Below are 22,141 nucleotides of genomic sequence, written 5' to 3'. Positions count from 1 at the left end.
TTGCCAAGGACGGGCCTCGTTTTGTTATCTCCTTGCGGAATCGCAGCAAAATTCATAGAAAATTGCTCTGTGCCTTCCGAAGCCAAAAGTGGCCGGAAGGCGCGTTGACCGCACCGTAGCCGCCGTCCTTTGGCGCATCCCTTTGGGGTGTTGAACGAGCGGGTTTCGCTGTCGCGGCAGTCGTCGCGGGCCGGAAGGCCCCACCCAAGGAGAACGAAAATGAGTCTTAAGACTTTGACTGGCGCGACCCTTGTCGCATCGCTGGCCTTTGCGCCGTTTGCCTATGCCGACATCACCATCGGCCTCATCGCACCGCTGACCGGCCCGGTTGCCGCCTATGGCGACCAGGTGAAGAACGGCGCGCAGACCGCTGTCGACGAGATCAACAAGAAAGGCGGCATCCTCGGCGAGAAGGTTGTCCTGAAGACTGCCGACGACGCGGGCGAGCCGAAGCAGGGCGTTTCGGCTGCAAACCAGCTCGTCGGCGAAGGCATCCGCTTCGTCGTCGGTCCGGTCACGTCCGGCGTCGCCATCCCCGCTTCCGACGTGCTTGCCGAAAACGGCATTCTGATGGTGACCCCGACAGCGACAGCACCTGATCTCACCAAGCGCGGCCTCACCAATGTGCTGCGCACCTGCGGCCGCGACGACCAGCAGGCCGAAGTCGCCGCCAAATACGTGCTCAAGACCTTCAAGGACAAGCGCGTCGCCATCGTCAACGACAAGGGCGCCTATGGCAAGGGGCTCGCCGATGCATTCAAGGCGGCGCTCAACGCTGGCGGCGTCACCGAGGTCATCAATGATGCAATCACCCCCGGCGATAAGGATTTCAGCGCGCTCACAACCCGCCTCAAGGCCGAAAATGTCGACGTGATCTATTTCGGCGGCTATCATCCGGAGGGTGGACTGCTCGCCCGCCAGCTCGCCGACCTTTCCGTCAAGGCAACGATCATCGGCGGTGACGGCCTGTCGAACAGCGAATTCTGGAACATCGGAACGGAAGCCGCAGCAGGTACGGTCTTCACCAATGCGTCCGATGCGACCAAGAGCGGCGACTCGAAGGCAGCGTCCGATGCGCTCGCCGCCAAGAATATCCCGGCCGAAGCCTTCACGCTGAATGCCTACGCCGCCGTCGAGGTCCTGAAGGCAGGCATCGAGAAGGCCGGCAGCGCCGAAGATGCCGAAGCGGTTGCAGCCGCCCTCAAGACCGGCGAACCGATCCCGACCGCGATAGGCAAGCTCACCTATGGCGAAACCGGCGATCTCACCTCGCAGAGCTTTGCGCTCTACAAGTGGGAAGGCGGCAAGATCGTCGCCGCCGAATAAGGCCTGATAACCGGCATTCCATTGACCGGGCGTCTTATCGGCGCCCGGTTTTCATTTGCGGAGCAGTCTCGCTTGTAGCGCTTTGTCCGGCACTTCAGTTATAACGGACGGATAGCCAGAACGAGGATGCCCATGACCACCAAGCTTGAACGCCTCATCGACCAGGGCATAGGCCGCCTGCCGGCCGATATCGTCTTGAAAGGCGGACGTTTCTTCGATCTCGTGACCGGCGAACTGGTCGAATCCGACATCGCCATCGGCAGCGACCGCATCGTCGGCACCTACGGCACCTATGAGGGCGAAACCGAGATCGACATCTCCGGCAGGATCGTCGTTCCGGGCTTCATCGACACCCATCTCCACATCGAATCCTCGCTTGTTACGCCGCATGAATTCGACCGCTGCGTCCTGCCCTACGGCGTCACCACCGCCATCTGCGATCCGCACGAGATCGCCAATGTGCTCGGCACCGAAGGTATCCAGTTCTTTCTCGATTCGGCCCTCGAAACGATCATGGACATCCGCGTCCAGCTCTCCTCCTGCGTGCCCGCCACGCATCTTGAGACATCGGGCGCGGATCTGCCCGTCGAAAGGCTCCTTCCCTTCCGCGAGCATCCGAAGGTCATCGGCCTTGCAGAGTTTATGAATTTCCCCGGCGTGATCCACAAGGATCCGGTCTGCATGGAAAAGCTCGCAGCTTTCCAGGGCGGCCATATCGATGGCCACGCACCGTTGCTGCGCGGCATGAACCTCAACGGCTACCTCGCCACCGGAATCCGCACCGAGCATGAATGCACGACCGCAGCAGAGGCCCTCGAAAAGATCAGCAAGGGCATGCACATCCTTGTGCGCGAAGGCTCGGTCTCGAAGGATCTGAAGGCCTTGATGCCGATCATCACCGAACGTCTGTCGCCCTATCTCGCGCTTTGCACCGACGACCGCAATCCGCTCGATATCGCCGAACAGGGTCACCTCGACTACATGATCCGTACCGCAATCGCGAGCGGGGTCGAGCCGCTCGCGATCTACCGCGCCGCCTCGATCTCCGCCGCCCGCGCCTTCGGGCTGATGGACCGCGGCCTCATCGCGCCCGGCTGGCGCGCCGATCTCGCCGTCATCGACAGCCTGGAGCGCTGCAAAGCCGAGATCGTCTTTTCCGCCGGCCGCCCCGTCACGGATGCACTCTTCGCCACCCGCAAACTGGTCGCGCCGGTGGGTCTCGACAGCGTCAAGGCCCGCCCCGTCAGTGCCGCCCATTTCAGCGTGCCGGCCACCGAGGACGAAACGGCGGTCATCGGCGTCACCCCCGGCAAGATCATCACCGAATTTCGCCGGCAGCGCCTGCCAACAAAGGGCAACCAGATCGGCATCGACCTCGAAAACGACATCATCAAGGTCGCCGTCATCGAGCGCCACGGCAAGAACGGCAACCACGCCAACGGCTTCGTCCAGGGTTTCGGCCTGAAGAAAGGAGCGATCGCCTCCACCGTCGGCCATGACAGCCACAATATCTGTGTCGTCGGCGTCAACGAGGACGATATGGCACGTGCCGCCAACCGCCTCGGAGACATCAAGGGCGGTTTCGTGGTCGTCGAGGACGGCAGGGTCACCGGCGAAATCGCCCTTCCCGTCGCCGGGCTGATGAGCCTCGAACCTTACGAAAAGGTCCGCGACACCCTCCACCATCTCCGAAAGGCAGCCTACGCGCTCGGCGCCACGCTAGAAGAGCCTTTCCTCCAGCTCGCCTTCCTGCCGCTGCCCGTGATCCCGCATCTAAAGATTTCGGACCGGGGAATGGTCGATGTAGACCGTTTCGTGCTGATCGGGTGAGATTCGTTATCCGGCATTCGGCTTGGCGGTAAGCTCAAGACCGATGGCTTTTAGAACCGCCAATGTGGTCTCCAATGTCGGGTTCCCGTTCTCGCTCAGCGCCTTATATAGATGTTCGCGCGCAAGGCCGGTTTCCTTTGCAATTTTCGTCATTCCTTTGGCACGTGCGACCACGCCAAGGGCGGATGCGATAAATTTCGGATCTCCGCTTTCAAGCGCTTCCGTCAAAAAGACCTCGATCGCTTCGTCTGAATCGAGCGCCTCCGCTGGTTCGAAATCAAAAAGCTTCTCAGTCATCAGTTTCGTCCAGTTCCGCAGCAATCTTCGTCGCTGTTCTATATCGATTTCGTGAATGCTTTTGTCGCGCCACAGTCGGCGTCTGCTTGAGAATTATGTTCGCATTTGTAATTTATAACATACAATTGTCAAATCCGGCTACAAATCGCGCTTAGCGCTTCAAGTTGGATCGACTCCCTGCCGATCGAACCGCCAGTTCCCGGCATATCGACTGGCTTTCCAAGCATCATTCCCGCGGGCAATCTGAACTCCGCTGCCTCTCGCGTCAGGTTGAACACGAAAAGCAGCTTCTCGCCGTCCTTCCCGCGCGTAAACGCCAGAAGGTCCTGATTTGTGTCGATGAATTCCATGTCGCCGTCGACGAGCGTCGGATACCGCTTCCGGAAGTCCAGCGTTCGCCGGTAGTGGGTGAGTACGGAATTGGTGTCCGCTATCTGCGTGTCGGCGGATAGGGCGGCCTGCTCATAGGGTACCGGCAGCCAGCTTTTCTCCGCCGAGGTGAAGCCCGCATGCGCTTTGCCGGCCTCCCAGGGCATCGGCGTGCGGCATCCGTCGCGGCCCTTGAACGCTGGCCAGAAGCGAATGCCATAGGGATCGCGCAGATCCTCGAAAGCCAGTTCCGCTTCGGCAAGCCCCAGCTCCTCACCCTGATAAAGGCAGATCGAACCGCGCAGCGCCGCGAGCACGGAAATCGCGAGCTTGGCGATCACCGGACACTCCTCCTCGGTCTTTGCGAACCGGCTCACATGGCGCTTGACGTCATGGTTGGAGAAGGCCCAGCACACCCAGCCGTCGACAACCGTTTTCTGAAAGCTCTCGACGCAGTTGCGAATATGCGCGGCGGTGAAATCCGGTCCGAGCAGATCGAAGGTGTAGCACATGTGCAGCTTGTCGCCCCCGGTCGTATAGGCCGCAACAGTCTTCAGCGACCGCGCCCCGTCTCCGACCTCGCCAACCGTCGCCCGCCCTTCATATCGATCGAGAAGCGCCCGCAAACGTCTCAGGAAATCGAGATTTTCCGGCCGCGTCTTGTCGTAGAGATGGTTCTGCATCCCGTAGGGATTGGTATCGGGCGCATCCAGGCCGCCGTCGCTCACGCCGGGCTCATGAGGTGGATTGTCGCGAAGCTGCTTGTCGCAGAAGTAATAGTTGACCGTATCGAGGCGGAAGCCGTCGACGCCACGGTCGAGCCAGAACTTTACCGTCTTCAACACGGCATCCTGGACATCCTCGTTGTGAAAGTTGAGATCCGGTTGCGAGGTCAGGAAATTGTGCTGGTAGTATTGGCGCCGCACGCCATCCCATTCCCAGCCCGGGCCGCCGAAAATCGAAAGCCAGTTGTTGGGTGCCGTGCCGTCGGGTTTCGGGTCGGCCCACACATACCAGTCCGCCTTGGGATCCGTGCGGCTCAAGCGGCTCTCGATAAACCACGGGTGCTGGTCGGACGTATGCGAGATCACCTGGTCGATGATGACCTTTATCCCGAGTGAATGGGCGGTAACCATCATCTCGTCGAAATCGTCAAGCGTGCCGAAGATCGGATCGACGTCGCAATAATCCGAGACATCGTAACCCATGTCCGCCATCGGCGATTTGAAGAACGGCGAGAGCCAGATCGCGTCGACGCCGAGGTCGGCGATATGCGAAAGGCGGCGGGTGATGCCCTTGAGGTCCCCAAGACCGTCGCTGTTCGTATCCTGAAATGACCGTGGATAAACCTGATAGATGACCGCACCCCGCCACCAGTCCGCTGCCTTTGTCGCCATTTGCCGGATTCTCCGCGCCACTCGAAATGCGCACAGACTAAAGCCCGGAAAACAAAAAACAACTGCGCTGATGACCTCTTTTGGGCGGGACGCTCATGGCAAAGGAAATGCCGCTTACGGGCTTGTCCACATCTCGATCAACCCGCCGTCATTGGGGGTTGCAACGCCAAACCTTTGCGATAAGGTGCGCGTTGACTTGCACGTAACAGGTCAAAAACCGGGAACAAACGACTAAGAATAGGCAAAAAAGCCTGGAAAGGTGGCCCAATATGAACCATATAACAAAAAAATTTCTAGCCTCAGCAATGCTTGGCACATTGCTGGCCTTCTCGGCCCACGCGGCCACGCTAAACATCCATAATGGCGGCGACCCAACATCGCTCGATCCGCAAAAACTCTCCGGCGACTGGGAGAATCGTATCGCCGGCGACATCTTTGAAGGCCTCGTCACTGAAGACGCCAAGGATAATCCGATCCCGGCCCAGGCCGAAAGCTGGACCGTTTCGGATGACGGCAAGGTCTATACCTTCAAGCTTCGTGACGGCATCAAATGGTCCGACGGCCAGCCGGTGACGGCCGGAGATTTCGTCTTCGCCCTACAGCGCATCATGGACCCGAAGAACGCCGCCGACTACGCCTATCTGCAGTTCACCATCAAGAATGCCGAAAAGATCAACAAGGGCGAGATCACCGATTTCAGCCAGCTCGGCGTCAAGGCGATCGACGACAAGACGCTAGAGATCACCCTTGAAAACCCGACCCCCTATTTCATCAATGCCCTGATGCACTACACGGCCTATCCGCTGCCGAAGCATGTCGTCGAGGCCAAGGGCCAGGATTGGGTCAAGATCGGCAACATTGTTACCAACGGCCCTTACAAGCCAACGGAATGGGTTCCGGGCTCCCACGTCACCACAGTCAAGAACGATCAGTGGTACGGCGTCAAGGATCTGAAGATCGACGGCGCCAAGTTCTTCGTGCTCGAAGATCAGGAAGCTGCGCTGAAGCGCTACCGCGCCGGCGAATTCGATATCCTCACCGACTTCCCGACCGACCAGTATGAGTGGATGAAGACGAACCTGCCGGGCCAGGCGCATGTGGCTCCGTTTGCCGGCCTCTACTACTATGTCGTCAACTCCACCAAGCCGCCATTCAGCGACAAACGCGTCCGTCAGGCGCTTTCCATGGCGATCAACCGCGAAGTCATTGGCCCGCAGATCCTTGGTACCGGTGAACTGCCGGCTTACTCCTGGGTTCCGCCGGGCACAGCGAACTACGGTGAGCCGGCCTATGTCTCCTGGAAGGATATGCCCTACGGCGAGAAAGTTGCTGAAGCCAAGAAGCTGCTTCAGGAAGCTGGCTTTGGTCCCGACAAACCGCTCCATGCCGTCTTGAGCTACAACACCAACGACAACCACAAGCGCATCGCCGTCGCGATCGCCTCTATGTGGAAGCCGCTCGGTGTTAATGTCGAGCTCGTCAACGCCGAAACCAAGGTGCATTATGACCAGATGCAGCGCGGTCAGGTCGAGATCGGCCGAGCTGGCTGGCTTGCGGATTACAACGATCCGGATAACTTCCTGAACCTGCTCGTCACCGGCGTTCAGATGAACTACGGCCGTTGGTCGAATCCCGAATACGACAAGCTGATCAAGGAAGGCAACGCGCAGACGGATCTCGCCAAGCGCGCTGAGATCTTCAAGAAGGCCGAGCAGCTGGCGCTGGATGAGTCCGCCGCCATGCCGATCTACTACTACGTCTCGAAAAACGTCGTCTCGCCGAAGATCGAGGGCTTCGTCGACAACGTGCAGGACATCCACCGTACGCGCTGGCTGTCGATGAAAGAGTAAGGAAAAACGGCCCTTCCCGCAGTCTGCGGGAGGGGCCGGTCCACGATCATGATCAAATATGCACTCCGTCGATTGCTGTCGACGATCCCCGTTCTCTGGATCGCCGTCACAGCCTGCTTTTTCGTTTTGCGCCTTGCCCCCGGCGGCCCCTTCGATGGCGAAAGGCCATTGCCGCCGGTCATCATGAAGAACCTCGCGGCCCACTACAATCTGGATAAGCCGCTGATCCAGCAGTATCTGATCTATGTCGGCGACCTGCTGAAAGGCGATCTTGGCCCGTCCTTCGCGAGCGAGGATTTCACCGTCGGGCAGCAGATCATGATCGGCCTGCCCTATACGTTCACGATCGGCACCGCCGCCTTCCTGCTCGCCATTCTCGTCGGCATCACTGTCGGCTGTCTTGGGGCGCTCTACCAGAACAAGACGCCCGACTACGTTCTGGGCGCGCTCATTCTGATCGGCGTCGTGCTTCCCAACTTCCTGATCGCTCCCATCCTGCAGCTCGTTTTCGGCATCCGTCTCGCATGGCTTCCAGTCGGTGGCTGGGGCGACGGCTCGGTCAAATTCCTCATCATGCCGATCGTTGTTCTGGCGCTGCCGCATGCCGGCCGCATATCGCGCATCACGCGCGGCTCTATGATCGAGGTCATGAGCCAGAACTTCATCCGCACCGCCAAGGCAAAGGGCATCGGCGCGCGCCTGACGGTCATGCGCCATGCGCTGAAGCCCGCCATGATGCCTGTCGTCTCCTATCTCGGACCAGCGGCCAGCTATCTTCTCACCGGCTCGCTGGTTGTCGAGAGCGTCTTCGGACTGCCCGGCATCGGCCGCTACTTCATCAACGCGGCGCTGAACCGCGACTACGGCATGGTTCTCGGAACGGTCATCTTCTACATGGTGCTGATCGTCTTCCTCAACCTTCTCGTCGATATCGCCTATGCGTGGCTCGATCCGAAAGTGAGAAATAGATGATCCTCAACCCCGCAAAACGCGAATTGCTCGCCGCCGAACTTTTGCAGGCCGAAGGCCTTGCCCCCGAAGGCCGCTCGCTCACCAAGGATGCACTCCGCCGCCTCTCGCACAACAAGGCCGCCGTGCTTTCAATCGCGGTACTGGCGCTGCTCATCCTCACAGCCTTCCTCGGCCCCTATGCCATTCCATTCAACTATGAAGATCCGGACTGGGCCGCCTTCCGCATACCGCCGGACTTTGCCAGCGGCCATTACTTCGGCACCGATCCGAACGGCCGCGACCTGCTGGCCCGCGTACTTTACGGCACCCGCGTCTCGCTTGCCGTCGCGCTGACGGCAACCGTCGTCTCCGTGGTTATCGGCGTGCTATACGGCGCCGTCTCCGGCTATATCGGCGGCAGGCTGGATTCAGTCATGATGCGCTTCGTCGATATCATGTACGCGCTTCCCTACATCCTCTTCGTCATCCTGCTGATGGTGATCTTCGGCCGCAACGTCTATCTGCTCTTCGCCGCCATCGGCGCGCTGGAGTGGCTGACCATGGCTCGCATCGTCCGCGGCCAGACGCTGTCGATCAAGCAGCGCGAGTTCATCGAGGCCGCGCGCGCCTCGGGACAGAGGCCTTTCAAGATCATCCTCAAGCACATCATCCCGAACCTCATCGGTCCGGTGGTCATCTTTGCGGCGCTCACCGTTCCCGAAATCATCGCCACGGAGAGTTTCCTTTCCTATCTCGGCTTCGGCGTCCAGGAGCCGCTGACCTCGCTCGGCACGCTGATTGCCGAAGGCACGGATGCCATGGAGAGCATGCCCTGGCTGCTGGTCTTCCCGGCAAGCTTCCTCGTCGCGCTGCTGCTCAGCCTGCTCTTCATCGGCGACGGCCTGCGCGACGCGTTCGACCCGAAGGATCGCTGAAGATGACCGACACCCTTCTCGAACTCAAAGACTACTCGATCACCTTCGAGACGCCGGACGGCCAGGTGAAGGCCGTCTCAAACATGAACCTCACGATCAAGCGCGGCGAACGCATCGCGATCGTCGGCGAGTCCGGCTCCGGCAAGAGCCAGACGTTCCTGGGCATCATGGGCCTGCTCGCCAAGAACGGCAGGACCACAGGCCAGGCGCTGCTCGAAGGCAGGGACGTGCTGTCGCTGAAGCCGCGCGAACTCGATCGGGTGCGCGGCAAGGACATGGCAATGGTCTTCCAGGACCCCATGACCGCCTTGAATCCGTCTCTCAGGATTTCCCGGCAACTGACGGAACAGCTTGAGGTTCATCGCGGCTTCACCGCACGCGCGGCCTCTGCCGAAGCGCTCGACATGCTGAAGCGCGTCGGCATCCCCGACCCCACGCGCCGCTTCAACCTCTATCCGCACGAGCTGTCCGGCGGCATGCGGCAGCGCATCGTGATTGCCATGGCGCTGCTCACCAAGCCGAAGCTTCTGATTGCCGACGAGCCCACCACTGCGCTCGACGTCACCATCCAGGCGCAGATTCTCGATCTCTTCAACGATCTGACGGCCGAGATGAATACGGCGCTCGCGATGATCACTCACGATCTGGGCGTCGTTGCCGGCCTCGCCGATCGCGTCGCGGTCATGTATGCCGGCCGCATCGTCGAGGAAGCGCCGGTCGACGAGCTCTTCGAGAATCCGGCACATCCGTATACGGTGGCGCTGCACGCGGCGATTCCGCGCCCGGATCAGGATGTCGATCAGCTCGTCGTCATTCCCGGACGGCCGCCGAACCTGCAGCACCTGCCGAAGGGCTGCAACTTCTCGCCGCGCTGTCCAAAGGTGGAGGACGACTGCATCGATCATCCGCCGCCGCTCGAAACGCTGGCACCGCGCCATTGCGCAGCCTGCTTCCATCCCTTCCCGCGAATCGAGGAGCTTTTGAACCATGGCTGAACGATCGCTGCTGAGGGTCGAGAACCTGACGACCCAGTTTGAATTGCCCGCGAAGGGCTTCTTCAAGCCGCCGGTGATGCTGACGGCGGTCAATAATGTCAGCTTCGATCTGAAGGAGGGCCGCACACTCGGAATCGTCGGCGAATCCGGTTGCGGAAAATCCACGCTCGGCCGCTCCATCCTGCGGCTCCTGCGCTCGCAGAAAGGCCGAATACTCTGGCAAGGCCGCAACCTGCTGGACCTCTCGGATGAGGAGATGCGTGCTGCACGCCGCGACATGCAGATCATCTTCCAGGATCCGATCGCATCACTCGACCCGCGTATGACGGTCGGCGACATCATCGCCGAACCGCTAACGGTCTTCGAGCCGAAACTTTCCAAAGCGCAGCGCCTCGAACGTGTACGCGAGATCATGAGCGCCGTCGGCCTCGTGCCGGAAATGATCAACCGCTACCCGCATGAGTTCTCCGGCGGCCAGGCACAGCGCATCGGCATCGCCCGCGCGGTTGTGACAAGGCCGAAGCTCATCATCTGCGACGAGCCGGTGTCGGCGCTGGACGTGTCGATCCAGGGGCAGGTCATCACGCTCCTGCGCAAGCTCCGCAAGGAGTTCGGCCTGACGCTGATCTTCATCAGCCACGACCTTTCCGTCGTGCGGCTGATCTCGGACGACGTGCTCGTGCTCTATCTCGGCAAGGTGGTGGAAGCTGGCGATTGCCAAACGGTCTTCGAACATCCCGCGCATCCTTATACGCAGGCACTGTTTTCGGCCGCCCCCATCCCCGATCCGAAGCTTGCCCGCCAGCGCACACGAATCCGCCTACAGGGCGATCCGCCCTCGCCGCTGAACCCGCCGAAGGGCTGCGTCTTCTCGCCCCGCTGCTGGAAGGCGACGGACATCTGCCGGACGGAAATGCCGCCGACCGAGCATGTGCGCCCGGGCCAAACGGCAGCCTGCTACCACATGGATCGGTAATTCGCGTCTGTCCTGGGTCAGATCGCGGGCAACACGCGGGCTGCCGGGACCTGCCTCGGAGCGGAACAATTCGCGCTCCGAGGCAGTTCACCCCTACACAAGCATGCGGGTCACTGCAGGGGCTCCGAAAGGAGGAGAAAATGCTCAAGCTGATATCCAATGCCGGCCTTGCGCTGGCGCTTACGCTCGGAGGCGCTGTCGCGCCCGCGTCCTTTGCTCAGGCTCAGGATCTTGAGTTCCGCATCGGTCCGGACGGCGCACGCATCTACGAACGCGATCGCTATGATCGTTATCGCGACGACTACCGCCGGGGCTGCAGCCCGCGCGAGGCACAGATAGCCGCTCGCGAATCCGGCTTACGCCGCGCTGAGGTCGTCCGCGTGACGAACCGTAGCGTCACGGTGCAAGGCTGGACCCGTTACGGCCCGGACCGCATCGTCTTCGCGAACCGCCGGGGCTGCCCGGAGATCGGATAGGCGATCTGCGACATGAGCCCGCCGTCGCCGGCGGGCTTTTTGCGTCAGCCATTTTTGGGTCGATTGCCCGGTTTGGCAAAACTGCAACGTCCTGATGATTGTCCTTTCACAAGCTTCAGCTAGGAGGAATCGGCCCAATCATGGGCGGGGGGATTCTTTTCATGAAACACACAGGCTTAAACGTTGCCGCAGCTGCTGCAGCGGTGCTTTTTGCCGTTGCCTTTCCGGCGCAGGCTGAAGATCTGACATTCAAGCTCATCAACGGCACCCAATCCGAGCTGACGCGCTTCTACACCTCCCCGACGGGCGTCGATGAATGGGAAGACGACGTCTTCGGCGAGCAGGTCCTCAATCCGGGCGAAACGATAAGCATCACCATCGCCGACGGCCGCGATGTCTGCAAATACGACATGCGCTTCGAATTCGACGAGGCATCCGACCTCGACACGACCGAGGACACGCAGGACCTCTGCCAGCTCGGCAGCTACACGATCCACGAATAGCAATGCGCCGTTGATCAAACCTGCTTCGCAGACAGAGCGAAGCAGACTTTCTTGCGACAGCCGCCCCGGCAAACGTGCCGGAACCAGCCATACCGACGCTTGCCTCCCAGCGCCTCTCCGCGGTATCAGCAAACGAAGGAAATTTTCGGGAGGCAGTTTTGAGCGGACGGTTCTTATCGATCGGTGAGTGCATGGTGGAGCTTTCGCAGGCAGGCGGCGGCCTGCTGAGAAAAGGCTTCGCCGGCGATACGCTGAACACCGCCTGGTATGCCCGCGCCTGCATGCAGCCGGCCTGGAGCGTCGACTATTTCACCGCGCTCGGCGATGACCCCATGTCGGACGAGATGATCGCCTTCTTCGAGGAAGCTGGCATCGGCACAAAGCTCATTCGCCGCATCAAGGGCAAGGCACCCGGCCTTTACTTGATCAACCTCAGAAATGGCGAGCGCTTCTTCAGCTACTGGCGCGAGAGCTCCGCCGCCCGGCAGCTCGCCGCCGATCCCGATCGGTTGCGCGAGGCGATCGAAGGCTCGGACGTCGTCTATTTCTCGGGCATCACGCTCGCCATCCTGCCGCGCGAAGATGCCGACACGCTGCTGGCCGAAACCCGCCGCGCCAAGGCCGCGGGAAAGTTCGTCGTCTTCGATCCGAACATCCGCCCACGCCTCTGGTCGAGCTATGACGTCATGCACACGACGATCAGCGAAGGCGCCCGCTCCTCCTCTCTCGTCATGCCGAGTTTCGAAGACGAGGCCTTGCATTTCGGCGACGACTCCATCGAAGCCACGGTCCACCGCTACCGCGCGCTCGGCGCGCCGAACGTCGCGATCAAGAACGGCGCAGAAGGGGTGACGCTAAACTTCGCCGGCCAGCAGAACTTCGTGCCGGCCGAAAAGGTCAATGAGGTCGTCGACACCACCAGTGCCGGCGACAGCTTCAACGGCTCGTTCCTGGCCAAATATCTCGAGACGAAGGATCCGGTCGCCAGCGCCCATTTCGCAGCGAAGGTTGCCGCGCGCGTCGTCAGCGAGCATGGTGCGCTGGTCGCGAAGGGCAAGCTCGGGCTGTAGCCCCGGGTGTGGCAATCGTGCATCGATCGCCAGCCGAAATCGGCCTGTAATAAATCCATCATGGAGAGGCCTCAAAATAGGGCATGCGGGAATCACGTTCCTCACGCCCGCCTGGGGTTGTCCGCTGCCGTCCGGTACGGCGCGGCGTGGATGGAAAACGGGACATGCTGCAACATTCGTCGAACAGCCATAGCGGCGAGAGCTGCGCCAATGCTGCGCCTGGAAGCCTGCCGGAGAGGCTAGTGATCGTCACCGATGCCTGGCATCCACAGGTGAACGGCGTTGTCCGCTCGATCGAAAACACCAACCGCGAGCTTGCGAACCTGGGGGTCGCGGTGTCCATGGTGACGCCCGAGCGTTTCAGCAGCTTCCCCTGCCCGACCTATCCGGAAATTCGCCTCTCGATCGCCAATTACCGCCGGGTCGCCCGCGAGATCGAAAAACACAAGCCGTCCTATGTGCATATCGCCACCGAAGGCCCGCTCGGGCTGACGGCGCGGCGCTGGTGCCTCAGGAACCGCATGCCGTTCTCCACCAGCTACCACACGCGCTTCCCGGAATATGTCTCGGCCCGCCTGCCGGTGCCGAAGAGCTGGCTCTACGCATTCGTGAGGTGGTTCCACAATTCCGGCGCCGGCTGCATGGTGGCAACGCCGAGCCTTGCACGCGAACTGTCGGAAAAGGGCATCCGCAACCTGATGCCCTGGAGCCGCGGCATCGACGCCGCGCAATTCCGCCCTATGGAGCTGGAGGAAAAGCCCTTCGGCCTGCCGCGCCCCATCTTCATGACGGTCGGACGTGTGGCGCTGGAAAAGAACCTGCCCGCCTTCCTCGATCTCGACCTGCCCGGTTCCAAGGTTGTCGTCGGCGACGGCCCTGCCCGCGCGGAGCTGGAAAAACGCTATGCGGACGTGCTGTTCACCGGCCTGAAATTCGGCGAAGAGCTTGCCAGGATCTACGCGCAAGCCGATGTCTTCGTCTTCCCGTCACTGACCGACACATTCGGCAACACGATCCTGGAAGCGCTCGCATGCGGCGTTCCCGTTGCCGCGTACCCCGTCACCGGCCCGGTCGATATCATCGGCGAGGATGGCGAGGTCGGAGCCTTGGACGAAGACTTGCAGACGGCCTGCCTCGGCGCATTGTCCGCCTCACGCGAGAAGGCACGGGACCTTGCGATGCAATACTCCTGGGAAGCAGCGACGCAGCAGTTCATCAACAACATCCGCGCCGCCAACGGCGTCATCACGCCGAAATGGAAGAAGGCCTGGCAATATGCCAAGACCTTGCCCAAAAGCAGAAAGGCCAGCGATGCCGTCGGCCCGATCAAGTCGAGCGCTTGACCTGATTATGCCGTTGGCAAGCGTGATGGCGCTGTGGACGGTCGCGGTTTCGCTGATGGCCTTCAAGAGGCGGCCACGCTGTCGGCAGTCTTGGCGAAAAGCTCTTCCTGGAACCGAGCGCGCTCACCCCTGCTGAGGTGTGCCTCGAGGCCACCGGCTATATTCGCCGAGAGCGCCGCAAGGAAGACGAACGCGTCGTTATCGTCCGCCTGAGCGGCGAAGGATCAGGCTGAAGGAAAAAGCCGCCGCGATCCCCAATTGCATCGCCGGCGCCACCGGCCGGGACGCCGCCGGTCTCGCGCTTGCAGGCCGAGACCGTGGCACTTGGCGGGGCGTTGAACAGGAGTGTGACGGGCTCGAAGAGCGAATGTGCTGTTAGCCCAGCGGACGCACTGCTTCGACTGCGCCGGATCAATGGCGGGCAGTGACTGCTTCTGGCGCTTATCGCTCGCCTACAATTCACCGGCAACCCTCGTACCCGGCTCTCCAGCACCAAAGCGCCCGAAAACGCTGCCAATGACGCAAAAAGCCGCCTCGATGAGCATCGTGATTGGACTTCCGCGCCCGCAGGAGTCAATCTTATCTCAGGGCAAATGAGCAAGGGGGCGGAGCAGCCATCGTCTGAATCGGAGGCTAAAATGAAATATCAAGCACTTGACCAACTGCGGACCGTCGCAAACGTCAACCCGGATCAGCCACGCCGGCCGATGTCGCGCAGCGAGCGCCTGCAGCGCTGGGCAGAAGTTCTCGAGCAGTTCCCAAACCGGCACCTCTCGACGCTGCACCAGACAGAATATCAGCCGGAAGCAGGGCGCGACATCATGCGCGCCGACAATTCGCCGATCTCCGTCGCGTTCAAGGATCCTGTGCTGCGTGCAGCCGGGATGGAAAACGACACCTATGGCGAGGCAAAGCGTTTCTTCGAGTTGACCGACAGGGAGTTGCATAAGGTCATCTGCTACTGCCACTTCGGCGCTACGGTGAACGCGGCAACCGCTGCCCGGCAAATCCGCTCCTTCTTTGCTGAAGGAAGGCGCGGCATGCTCCATCGGCTTCGCGCGGCGTTCCTCGACTAGGAGCGCCAAGGTTTCGTAGGGTCATTGCTGGAGCAGCCATGTGGCAGCTCCAGCTTTTCAGCGCGCCGTGCGGCGGCGCATATCCCGAACAGGAGTGAAAGGCGGCTACCGCTTCTTCTTCGGCTCGTACGGATTGTCCGGCGAGCGGTAATGGATGCGGATCGGCACGCTTGGCATGTCGAAATCCTCGCGCAGACCATTGATCAAATAGCGCGTATAGGATTCCGGCAGAGCGTCTGAACGGGTGCAGGAAATCATGAAGGCCGGCGGGCGGGCCTTAACCTGCGTCATGTATTTCAGCTTGATGCGGCGGCCGGAAACGGCCGGCGGCGGATGCTGCACCTGCGCCTGCTCCAGCCAGCGGTTGAGCCTCGCCGTCGAAATGCGCTTGTTCCATACCTTGTCGGTATCGATGATCGCCTGCATCAGCTTGTCGAGCCCCCGGCCCGTCTGGCCGGAAATGGGCACAGCGCGGATGCCGCGCGCCTGCGGCAGCAGCCGGTCGGTCTTTTCGCGCAGATCGGAGAGAACGGCCTGCGTGTCCTCGATCATGTCCCATTTGTTGAAGGCGAGCACCGCAGCGCGGCCTTCGCGCAGCACCAGATCGACAATGTGCAGATCCTGCTTCTCGAAGGGGATCGTCGCATCAAAGACGATGACGACGAGCTCGGCGAAACGGATGGCGCGCAGCGCATCAGCTACCGAGAGCTTTTCCAGCTTCTCGATCACCCTCGCCTTGCGGCGCATGCCAGCGGTATCGAACATCTTGATGGTGCGGCCGCGCCAGTCCCACTCGACGGAGATGGAATCGCGCGTGATGCCCGCTTCCGGCCCGGTCAGCAGCCGGTCCTCGCCGAGGAAGCGGTTGATGAGCGTCGACTTGCCGGCATTCGGCCGGCCGACGATCGCGACGCGCAGCGGCTTTGTATCGTCGTAGGCGGGCTCTTCGTCTTCCTCGCCCTCGACCTCCGACGGCCGCACGTCGACATCGGTAACGGCGACGTCCTCCTTCGGCGGATAAGCGCGCTCCTTGCCGAGTGCTGCGACGATCGCGTCGCGCAGGTCGAGCATGCCCTGTCCGTGCTCGGCCGAGATCGGCGTCGGCTCCCCAAGACCGAGCGTATAGGCGTCGTAGAAGCCGCTGTCGGAGCCCTTCGCTTCGGCCTTGTTGGCAACGAGGACGACGGGCTTGCCGCGGCGGCGCAGCATCTCGGCCAAGGCGGTATCGACCGGCGTCAGACCAGTCTTGGCGTCGACGACGAAGAGAGACAGATCGGCCTCGTCGATTGCCGCTTCCGTCTGGGCGCGCATGCGCCCCAGCAGGCTTTCGGCATCGGCCTCTTCGAGGCCGGCGGTGTCGACGATCGTGAACTTGAGGTCCATCAGCCGCGCATCGCCCGGCCGGCGGTCGCGGGTGACGCCGGGCGTATCGTCGACGAGCGCCAGCTTCTTCCCAACCAGACGGTTGAAAAGCGTCGACTTGCCGACATTCGGGCGACCGACGATCGCGACCGTAAAGCTCATTAGAAATCCTTAGATTCAGCCCTGTGCGGCGGGCGCCTTGCCGGATGCGGTGATGTTATCAAGCATGATCTGGGCGCGGTTTGCAATGTTGCGCGGGCTTGCGGCATCGTCGGCGATCGCCTGATACCACTGGCGGGCTTGCGCCATGTTGCCGGCCTTGTAGGCGGCAAGACCGAGCGCTTCGCGGGCCGAGTGACGGAAGGCATTCGCCGGAATGGCCATTTCCTCGACGGCGGCGGAAACCTGCTCGTAAGTACCGTTTTCGATCAGCAGCCAGCCGGCACGCATCTTGGCAGCATCGCGGACAGCTTCCGGCACGGACTGGTCCTTGCCGATCGCTTCGAAGGCGGCGATAGCCGCGGTATTGTCGCCCTTCTGCGCCTGGACCGAGGCTGCACGCATGCGGGCGAGAACCGGATACGCGCCATGTCCTTCCTTTTCGAGCGTGGCGAGCGCGGCAAGCGCCTCGTCGCTCTTGTTCTCATCGGCAAGCTTCATCGCCGCCAGAAACTGATCGCCGGTGCCGGACGAGCGGTTGTCGTCCCAGTAGTCAAAGGCAACTTTGCCTGCCGTGCCGACCACGATCAGAACGGCGACGGCGATGACATAGCGGCCGAAACGGCGCCAGGCGCCCTTCATCTGGTCGGAACGAAGTTCCTCGTTTACTTCACGGATGAAGCTGTCGTCGTTGAATGCCATTCTCGTCTCCGGCACGGATAAGCCCATTGCATGCGTTGCCGCATATTGTGGGGCCTTCTACTCCATTTTGCGGCACTTGTAAGGGGGATCGCAAAGATTCGTCACACGGCGAGCGGCGAAACGCCGATCAGCCATTCGTGCAGCCTGAAGGTGACCAGCGCCCAGGCGAGCACGCCGACGACGGCGGCGTAGAGATCGTACTTCGCCGAGACGAAGGGCCGCAGCGTCAACTCGCCCGCCCGCTCGCGCCGCTTCAGGGCGATGCGGAGGACGACGCCCCAGGCAAGAAAGGCCGCAAACAACAGCACCGACGAGGTCTCGCCGTTGGCCAGGAGATGCGAGAAAGCCCAGATCTTCACCGAGAGCACCATCGGATGCTTGGTCCGAACCGCAATGTGCCCCGCCGGCAGCAGCGAGGCGGCAAGACAGATGAGCGCAATCAGCATCAGCGTCGCGGCGATATGCGCCATCCAGACCGGCGGCGTATAAAGCAAGCCGGTGACCTGCCGCGCCTGGCCGAAACCGTAGATCAGCAGGATCAGCGAAAGAAGGCTCGCGATCGCATAACCGGCCTTCCAGCGGCGCTCGCCCAAGCTTGCGATCATCGACTGACGAAAGCCGGGCGCGACGACGCGCACCAGATGGAGACCGAGAAAAAGTATGATGCCGACGATGAGCAATGCCATGGCGCGTCTCCTGTCCGTTTCCCGAGGATTAGCGGCAGCCACCGGAAAATGCCAGCGCCACCGCAGCTTCGCCGCAATTCTGTAACAGGAAAGCCGCAAACAAATTATTGCGGTGCCCATGTTTCATTCCATTTTTCCTGCCTCGCTGGCCCTTTGCCTTGTCGCTTCCCTCCCCGCCCAGGCAGCCGATCAGCCGCCGAAGCAGCTCGTGATCGTTTCCTTCGACGGCGCCCATGACAACGCGCTGTGGCAGAAGAGCCGCGAGATGGCGGCCAGGACCGGGGCGCGCTTCACCTATTTTCTCTCCTGTACCTTTCTGATGAATCAAGCCGCGAAGAAAGCCTACCAAGCCCCTCACCAAAAACGCGGAAAGTCCAATGTCGGCTTTGCGCAGAGCGACGAGGAAATCCGCGAGCGGCTCGGCAATATCTGGCATGCGCACCTCGAAGGCCACGATATTTCGAGCCACGCCTGCGGCCATTTCGACGGCCGCCAATGGAGCGAGGCCGATTGGTCCGCCGAATACGCGACCTTCAACGCGACGCTGAAGAACGCCTGGAAAAGCGTCGGTCTTGAAGAGCCGCAGGGCTGGCAGGGCTTGGTCGAGCACGGCATCAAGGGGTTTCGCGCACCGTATCTTTCCGCAACACCGGGCGCCGACATGATCGCCGCGGAGAAGAAGGCGGGCTTTTCCTATGACGCCAGCTTGGTGACCAAAGGTCCGGCGATGCCCGTCGTCGAAGACGGCGTGATCCGCTTCGGCCTGCCGCTGATTCCAGAAGGCCCGAATGAAAAACCGGTGATCGGCATGGACTACAATCTCTTCGTCCGCCACTCCAAGGGCGAAGAAGACAAGACCGGCAGCAAGGTTTTCGAGGAGCGCGCCTACGCGGCCTTCAAGGAAGCTTTCGACAGGCAATATGCCGGAGACCGCATTCCCCTCCAGCTCGGCTTCCACTTCGTGGAAATGAACGGCGGCGCCTATTGGCGCGCGCTCGACCGCCTGGTGAGCAACGTCTGCCGCCGCGCCGATGTGGCTTGCGTCAGCTACGCGGAAGCGATCCCGATGATCGAAGCGCGCGGGAGGCTGAGGGAACAGGAGACTTCGGGGCTTTGAGGGTCCGCTAAAGCCCTACGGACAGCCCCGTCATCCACCTGCCGGCACCTTCTCTCCCCGGCAGCCGGATGAGAGGGCCGCAGCAAACGCGACGCTCCATGCCTCAGCCGTCCGGCTGGACGACACCCTCGCGCTCAAGATAGCGCTGATCGATCTCCGGCAGAGGCTCATCCCCGATCGCCGCTTCGAAGGCCTTCAGGCGCTTGTGGATCGACAGAAGCTCGATGATCGTCGTCCAGGAATTGACGAGATACTGGAAGGAGTTGCTGACCTGGCCGAAGGCGGTCGCGATCTGCTGGTAGATGCCGTAGGTGATCTTGCCAGCGACGATCGTCGGGACCAGCATGAACAGGACGAACAACGTGTCCGCCTGGAGATAGAAATAGCGGGCAACGTTGAAATACATGTAGTGGAAGTACATCCGAAAATAATTCCGCCGCACGTTCGCATAGAGTTCGCCGACCGTTGGCGGTTGAGCCCTGTCGGCATGATCCTCGCCATAAACCAGCTCTTTGCGGTAGGCCGCTTCGACGCGCTGGTTGCGGAAGTTCAATCCCGGCAGCTTGATACCGGCACCAGCAAGAAGGACCGTTCCGAACGCGGACCAGAAGAGCGCCAGCCAGAACAGCGTATGCGGAATTTCACCGATGATCGGCAGCTCGGTCACGTAGGTCGACAGGGCAAACAAGATCGGCAGGAACACAATGAGAGTCATGACCGAATTGATCAGGTTGATACCAAGCCCTTCGAGGGTGCTCGAAAAACGCATCGTATCTTCCTGGACACGCTGGGACGCGCCTTCGATATGGCGGAGTTTGTCCCATTTCGACATGTAGAAATCGTTCATCGCCGTCCGCCAGCGGAAGATATAATGGCTGGTGAAGAAGTCGGTCATGATCGACACGAACATGCTCAGGAACGCAATCTGCGCAAAAATGATCATCAGATCATAAAAATTCTCGACGGTGATGCCCGGCTGCTTGGAAAGCGCATTCTGCAGCAGGTCGCCGAAGGGCCGTCGCCAGTTGTTGATGGCGACCGAAATCTGCACGCTGAAATAGGTTGAGAATATGATCAGCGCTGATCCCCAAACGGACCAGATGACCCATGGGTGATTCCTCGCGAAAATCTGCCAAAAGCCGCAGAAGATCAGCGCGCAAATGAAGAAGAAGGCATAAAACCAGAGATTATCCAATGTCAGAAAAAAGGCGAGACTAATGGGCTCCTGCCCTTCGGGAACCGGTGTAAAACCAAGCGATAGGCCGAGATTGCCCCAGAAGAGGTACCAAGCGGCTATACAAACAAGTGCCCAGATGACGACTGACGTGAAGAAGAGTTTCGGCTGCGGGAAGAAGGAATGGAACACGAGCAGTCGCTTTCCTGAACTGGAATCTTGAGAGTATCAGCTAACTGATTGTGCCGGAAACTATGGCAGTTCGAAGAAGGCAGCAATGGGTTCGGCCCATTGTTACGCATTTGTAACGGCTTATCCCAGTTTCTTGATCACCGGCAGCACGAGCGCGGCGCATAGGATGAGGGCTGCAGCGGCGATATAGGTCGGCAGGATGAAGCTGCCCGTTTGCTCGGCGATCCAGCCGGCGACGACGGGGCCGACGATCTGGCCGAGACCGAAAGCGGCGGTCATCGTTGCGAAGATGCGGCGCGCGCTTTCCGGCGCCAGCTTGCGGCCGATCTGAAGCCCGTAGGCGGTGATGGCGAGGAAGGTGGCGCCAAAGAGAGCCCCGCCGATCAGCGGCGCCAGCGAATGCGGCAGCATCACGGTCGCGAGAACGCCCAGCGCCTCTATGAGAAGAGCGGTGACATAGACCCAGCCGAGGCCAAGCGGATAAACCAGCGGCCGCCACGCAAAAAGGGCAACAGCTGCCGTCAGCCCGGCGATGAACCAGCAGAGGAATTCGACCGCCTGCCCCGCCGCATCCATGCGCGCGATGGTGACGAGGAAGGTCGCGGTGATCACGTAACCGAAACCGAAGATGCCGTAGGACAGCGTCAGCAGAGCCACCGGCGGCCTCCAGGCGATCGGCGGCTCCTTGCCGGCATTGCCCGTGCGTACCGGTGCCGATGGAAGCAGAATCCAGACGGCGGCGAGGCTGATCGCCGAAAAGATCCCACCACCGATCCAGTCGGCTCGCCAGCCCGAGGCACCGGTAAAGATGAGGCCCATCAGCATCACCATGACCGAAGAAAGCGCAATGCCAGCACCCGGGCCGCCGAAATGCGCCGCCTGAATGTGGTCGTTGCCTGCCGCAGCGCCATGGCTGAGCACGATCGACGACGTGAAGATCATCGCAAAGGCACTTGCCAGCCCGGCCAGAAAGCGGATGGCGGCGAAGACGGCAACGGAATTCGTGCCGGCCATGGCAGCGAGCAGCAGAGCATTCGCCAGCAGTGCCAAAAGTGCGACCTTGCGTTCGCGACCCGTCGCCCAGCTGTAAGCGGCAAGCACGGCGCCCGCGAGGTATCCTGCGAAATTGGCCGAGGCGATAAGCCCGGCATCGGCCGCCGAAAGCGGCAGGCCGCTCATCATTCCCGGCAGGATCGGCGTATAGGAAAACCGCCCGAACCCCATGGCCGCCGACATCGCGATCATGCCGGCAAGTGCTGTCCGCAAGGGGTTCGCTGGTTCAGTATCGCCGCGTGCCAACATGCTCGCTTTATCGCGCTGCACAATAGCAGGGACAAACGAGAAAATCTGATCGA

At 61.2% G+C, this 22,141-nt stretch carries 20 protein-coding genes and 1 pseudogene; 14 read left to right on the top strand and 7 right to left on the bottom strand.

Translation table 11 applies throughout. From position 1 onward, the window contains the following. Positions 1 to 219: 219 nt before the first annotated feature. Together ACZ9BX_RS01860 and ade are read left to right on the top strand one after the other, a co-directional pair. Positions 220 to 1,326 (top strand): branched-chain amino acid ABC transporter substrate-binding protein, encoded by a 1,107-nt coding sequence (locus ACZ9BX_RS01860; RefSeq protein ID WP_476215343.1) that lies wholly within the window; start codon positions 220 to 222, stop codon positions 1,324 to 1,326. Positions 1,327 to 1,458: 132 nt separating this feature from the next. Further along, complete coding sequence (gene ade / locus ACZ9BX_RS01855) at positions 1,459 to 3,156, top strand: adenine deaminase (protein WP_476215342.1); 1,698 nt, start codon at positions 1,459 to 1,461, stop codon at positions 3,154 to 3,156. A gap of 6 nt (positions 3,157 to 3,162) precedes the next feature. Here the strand turns inward: ade and ACZ9BX_RS01850 are convergent, their stop codons facing one another. Continuing rightward, positions 3,163 to 3,453: an addiction module antidote protein gene (locus ACZ9BX_RS01850; RefSeq protein ID WP_476215341.1), complete on the bottom strand. Its 291-nt coding sequence runs from the start codon at positions 3,451 to 3,453 to the stop codon at positions 3,163 to 3,165. A gap of 128 nt (positions 3,454 to 3,581) precedes the next feature. Further along, positions 3,582 to 5,219 carry a beta-galactosidase BglA gene (gene bglA / locus ACZ9BX_RS01845; protein WP_476215339.1) on the bottom strand — a complete coding sequence of 546 codons (1,638 nt, stop codon included), beginning with the start codon at positions 5,217 to 5,219 and terminating at the stop codon, positions 3,582 to 3,584. A 269-nt stretch (positions 5,220 to 5,488) separates the two neighbouring features. On the opposite strand from bglA, the gene ACZ9BX_RS01840 reads away from it, so the two are divergent. The 11 genes and pseudogenes from ACZ9BX_RS01840 (at position 5,489) to ACZ9BX_RS01790 (ending at position 15,394) form a co-directional block, all read left to right on the top strand. After that, a complete protein-coding gene (locus tag ACZ9BX_RS01840) occupies positions 5,489 to 7,069 on the top strand; it encodes a peptide ABC transporter substrate-binding protein (RefSeq protein WP_132561326.1) in 1,581 nt (526 codons plus the stop codon). 48 nt (positions 7,070 to 7,117) lie between these two features. After that, positions 7,118 to 8,041 (top strand): ABC transporter permease subunit, encoded by a 924-nt coding sequence (locus tag ACZ9BX_RS01835; protein ID WP_132561324.1) that lies wholly within the window; start codon positions 7,118 to 7,120, stop codon positions 8,039 to 8,041. Further along, positions 8,038 to 8,955: an ABC transporter permease subunit gene (locus tag ACZ9BX_RS01830; RefSeq protein WP_027508297.1), complete on the top strand. Its 918-nt coding sequence runs from the start codon at positions 8,038 to 8,040 to the stop codon at positions 8,953 to 8,955. Before ACZ9BX_RS01835 ends, ACZ9BX_RS01830 begins: the two co-directional genes overlap by 4 nt. A 2-nt stretch (positions 8,956 to 8,957) precedes the next feature. Continuing rightward, complete coding sequence (locus tag ACZ9BX_RS01825) at positions 8,958 to 9,950, top strand: ABC transporter ATP-binding protein (RefSeq protein ID WP_476215335.1); 993 nt, start codon at positions 8,958 to 8,960, stop codon at positions 9,948 to 9,950. After that, positions 9,943 to 10,926: an ABC transporter ATP-binding protein gene (locus ACZ9BX_RS01820; protein WP_027508295.1), complete on the top strand. Its 984-nt coding sequence runs from the start codon at positions 9,943 to 9,945 to the stop codon at positions 10,924 to 10,926. The genes ACZ9BX_RS01825 and ACZ9BX_RS01820 overlap by 8 nt, the downstream gene beginning before the upstream one ends. 140 nt (positions 10,927 to 11,066) lie before the next feature. Continuing rightward, positions 11,067 to 11,402 (top strand): hypothetical protein, encoded by a 336-nt coding sequence (locus ACZ9BX_RS01815; RefSeq protein WP_476215332.1) that lies wholly within the window; start codon positions 11,067 to 11,069, stop codon positions 11,400 to 11,402. A 161-nt stretch (positions 11,403 to 11,563) separates the two neighbouring features. Then, positions 11,564 to 11,905: a hypothetical protein gene (locus ACZ9BX_RS01810; RefSeq protein ID WP_027508293.1), complete on the top strand. Its 342-nt coding sequence runs from the start codon at positions 11,564 to 11,566 to the stop codon at positions 11,903 to 11,905. A gap of 158 nt (positions 11,906 to 12,063) precedes the next feature. After that, positions 12,064 to 12,975: a sugar kinase gene (locus tag ACZ9BX_RS01805; protein WP_476215331.1), complete on the top strand. Its 912-nt coding sequence runs from the start codon at positions 12,064 to 12,066 to the stop codon at positions 12,973 to 12,975. 164 nt (positions 12,976 to 13,139) lie between these two features. Further along, positions 13,140 to 14,318, top strand: a complete 1,179-nt coding sequence (locus ACZ9BX_RS01800; RefSeq protein ID WP_476215329.1) for a glycosyltransferase family 4 protein — start codon at positions 13,140 to 13,142, stop codon at positions 14,316 to 14,318. Between the two features lie 71 nt (positions 14,319 to 14,389). After that, positions 14,390 to 14,668, top strand: a pseudogene (locus ACZ9BX_RS01795) (transcriptional regulator, SarA/Rot family); the annotation flags it as partial. 288 nt (positions 14,669 to 14,956) lie between these two features. Next, positions 14,957 to 15,394: a hypothetical protein gene (locus ACZ9BX_RS01790; RefSeq protein ID WP_476215327.1), complete on the top strand. Its 438-nt coding sequence runs from the start codon at positions 14,957 to 14,959 to the stop codon at positions 15,392 to 15,394. Between the two features lie 105 nt (positions 15,395 to 15,499). Here ACZ9BX_RS01790 and der read toward each other — a convergent pair whose 3' ends face one another. The 3 genes from der to ACZ9BX_RS01775 form a co-directional block, all read right to left on the bottom strand. Beyond that, entirely contained in the window at positions 15,500 to 16,918 is a 1,419-nt protein-coding gene (gene der / locus ACZ9BX_RS01785; protein ID WP_476215325.1) for a ribosome biogenesis GTPase Der, read from the bottom strand. 15 nt (positions 16,919 to 16,933) lie between these two features. Further along, the gene (locus tag ACZ9BX_RS01780; protein WP_476215323.1) at positions 16,934 to 17,617 is read right to left on the bottom strand and encodes a tetratricopeptide repeat protein; all 684 of its coding nucleotides are present in this window, start codon (positions 17,615 to 17,617) and stop codon (positions 16,934 to 16,936) included. Between the two features lie 101 nt (positions 17,618 to 17,718). Continuing rightward, entirely contained in the window at positions 17,719 to 18,303 is a 585-nt protein-coding gene (locus ACZ9BX_RS01775; protein ID WP_476215321.1) for an NnrU family protein, read from the bottom strand. A gap of 118 nt (positions 18,304 to 18,421) precedes the next feature. Here ACZ9BX_RS01775 and ACZ9BX_RS01770 point away from each other — a divergent pair, with 118 nt between their 5' ends. Beyond that, positions 18,422 to 19,420: a polysaccharide deacetylase family protein gene (locus ACZ9BX_RS01770; protein ID WP_476215319.1), complete on the top strand. Its 999-nt coding sequence runs from the start codon at positions 18,422 to 18,424 to the stop codon at positions 19,418 to 19,420. 103 nt (positions 19,421 to 19,523) lie between these two features. Here the strand turns inward: ACZ9BX_RS01770 and sbmA are convergent, their stop codons facing one another. Both sbmA and ACZ9BX_RS01760 read right to left on the bottom strand, forming a co-directional pair. Continuing rightward, positions 19,524 to 20,786 carry a peptide antibiotic transporter SbmA gene (gene sbmA / locus ACZ9BX_RS01765; RefSeq protein WP_476215317.1) on the bottom strand — a complete coding sequence of 421 codons (1,263 nt, stop codon included), beginning with the start codon at positions 20,784 to 20,786 and terminating at the stop codon, positions 19,524 to 19,526. A 120-nt stretch (positions 20,787 to 20,906) separates the two neighbouring features. Continuing rightward, the gene (locus ACZ9BX_RS01760; protein ID WP_476215315.1) at positions 20,907 to 22,088 is read right to left on the bottom strand and encodes a YbfB/YjiJ family MFS transporter; all 1,182 of its coding nucleotides are present in this window, start codon (positions 22,086 to 22,088) and stop codon (positions 20,907 to 20,909) included. Positions 22,089 to 22,141 lie beyond the last annotated feature (53 nt).

The sequence above is a fragment of the Rhizobium sp. USDA 3886 genome (genome assembly GCF_056279785.1).
This window is presented reverse-complemented; position numbering and strand designations above follow the sequence as displayed.

Excerpts from the sequence above, each read along its gene's own strand:
- ACZ9BX_RS01860 (WP_476215343.1), top strand. The coding sequence starts at position 220 with ATGAGTCTTAAGACTTTGACTGGCGCGACCCTTGTCGCATCGCTGGCC.
- ade (WP_476215342.1), top strand. The coding sequence starts at position 1,459 with ATGACCACCAAGCTTGAACGCCTCATCGACCAGGGCATAGGCCGCCTG.
- ACZ9BX_RS01850 (WP_476215341.1), bottom strand. The coding sequence starts at position 3,453 with ATGACTGAGAAGCTTTTTGATTTCGAACCAGCGGAGGCGCTCGATTCA.
- bglA (WP_476215339.1), bottom strand. The coding sequence starts at position 5,219 with ATGGCGACAAAGGCAGCGGACTGGTGGCGGGGTGCGGTCATCTATCAG.
- ACZ9BX_RS01840 (WP_132561326.1), top strand. The coding sequence starts at position 5,489 with ATGAACCATATAACAAAAAAATTTCTAGCCTCAGCAATGCTTGGCACA.
- ACZ9BX_RS01835 (WP_132561324.1), top strand. The coding sequence starts at position 7,118 with ATGATCAAATATGCACTCCGTCGATTGCTGTCGACGATCCCCGTTCTC.
- ACZ9BX_RS01830 (WP_027508297.1), top strand. The coding sequence starts at position 8,038 with ATGATCCTCAACCCCGCAAAACGCGAATTGCTCGCCGCCGAACTTTTG.
- ACZ9BX_RS01825 (WP_476215335.1), top strand. The coding sequence starts at position 8,958 with ATGACCGACACCCTTCTCGAACTCAAAGACTACTCGATCACCTTCGAG.
- ACZ9BX_RS01820 (WP_027508295.1), top strand. The coding sequence starts at position 9,943 with ATGGCTGAACGATCGCTGCTGAGGGTCGAGAACCTGACGACCCAGTTT.
- ACZ9BX_RS01815 (WP_476215332.1), top strand. The coding sequence starts at position 11,067 with ATGCTCAAGCTGATATCCAATGCCGGCCTTGCGCTGGCGCTTACGCTC.
- ACZ9BX_RS01810 (WP_027508293.1), top strand. The coding sequence starts at position 11,564 with ATGAAACACACAGGCTTAAACGTTGCCGCAGCTGCTGCAGCGGTGCTT.
- ACZ9BX_RS01800 (WP_476215329.1), top strand. The coding sequence starts at position 13,140 with ATGCTGCAACATTCGTCGAACAGCCATAGCGGCGAGAGCTGCGCCAAT.
- ACZ9BX_RS01790 (WP_476215327.1), top strand. The coding sequence starts at position 14,957 with ATGAAATATCAAGCACTTGACCAACTGCGGACCGTCGCAAACGTCAAC.
- der (WP_476215325.1), bottom strand. The coding sequence starts at position 16,918 with ATGAGCTTTACGGTCGCGATCGTCGGTCGCCCGAATGTCGGCAAGTCG.
- ACZ9BX_RS01780 (WP_476215323.1), bottom strand. The coding sequence starts at position 17,617 with ATGGCATTCAACGACGACAGCTTCATCCGTGAAGTAAACGAGGAACTT.
- ACZ9BX_RS01775 (WP_476215321.1), bottom strand. The coding sequence starts at position 18,303 with ATGGCATTGCTCATCGTCGGCATCATACTTTTTCTCGGTCTCCATCTG.
- ACZ9BX_RS01770 (WP_476215319.1), top strand. The coding sequence starts at position 18,422 with ATGTTTCATTCCATTTTTCCTGCCTCGCTGGCCCTTTGCCTTGTCGCT.
- ACZ9BX_RS01760 (WP_476215315.1), bottom strand. The coding sequence starts at position 22,088 with ATGTTGGCACGCGGCGATACTGAACCAGCGAACCCCTTGCGGACAGCA.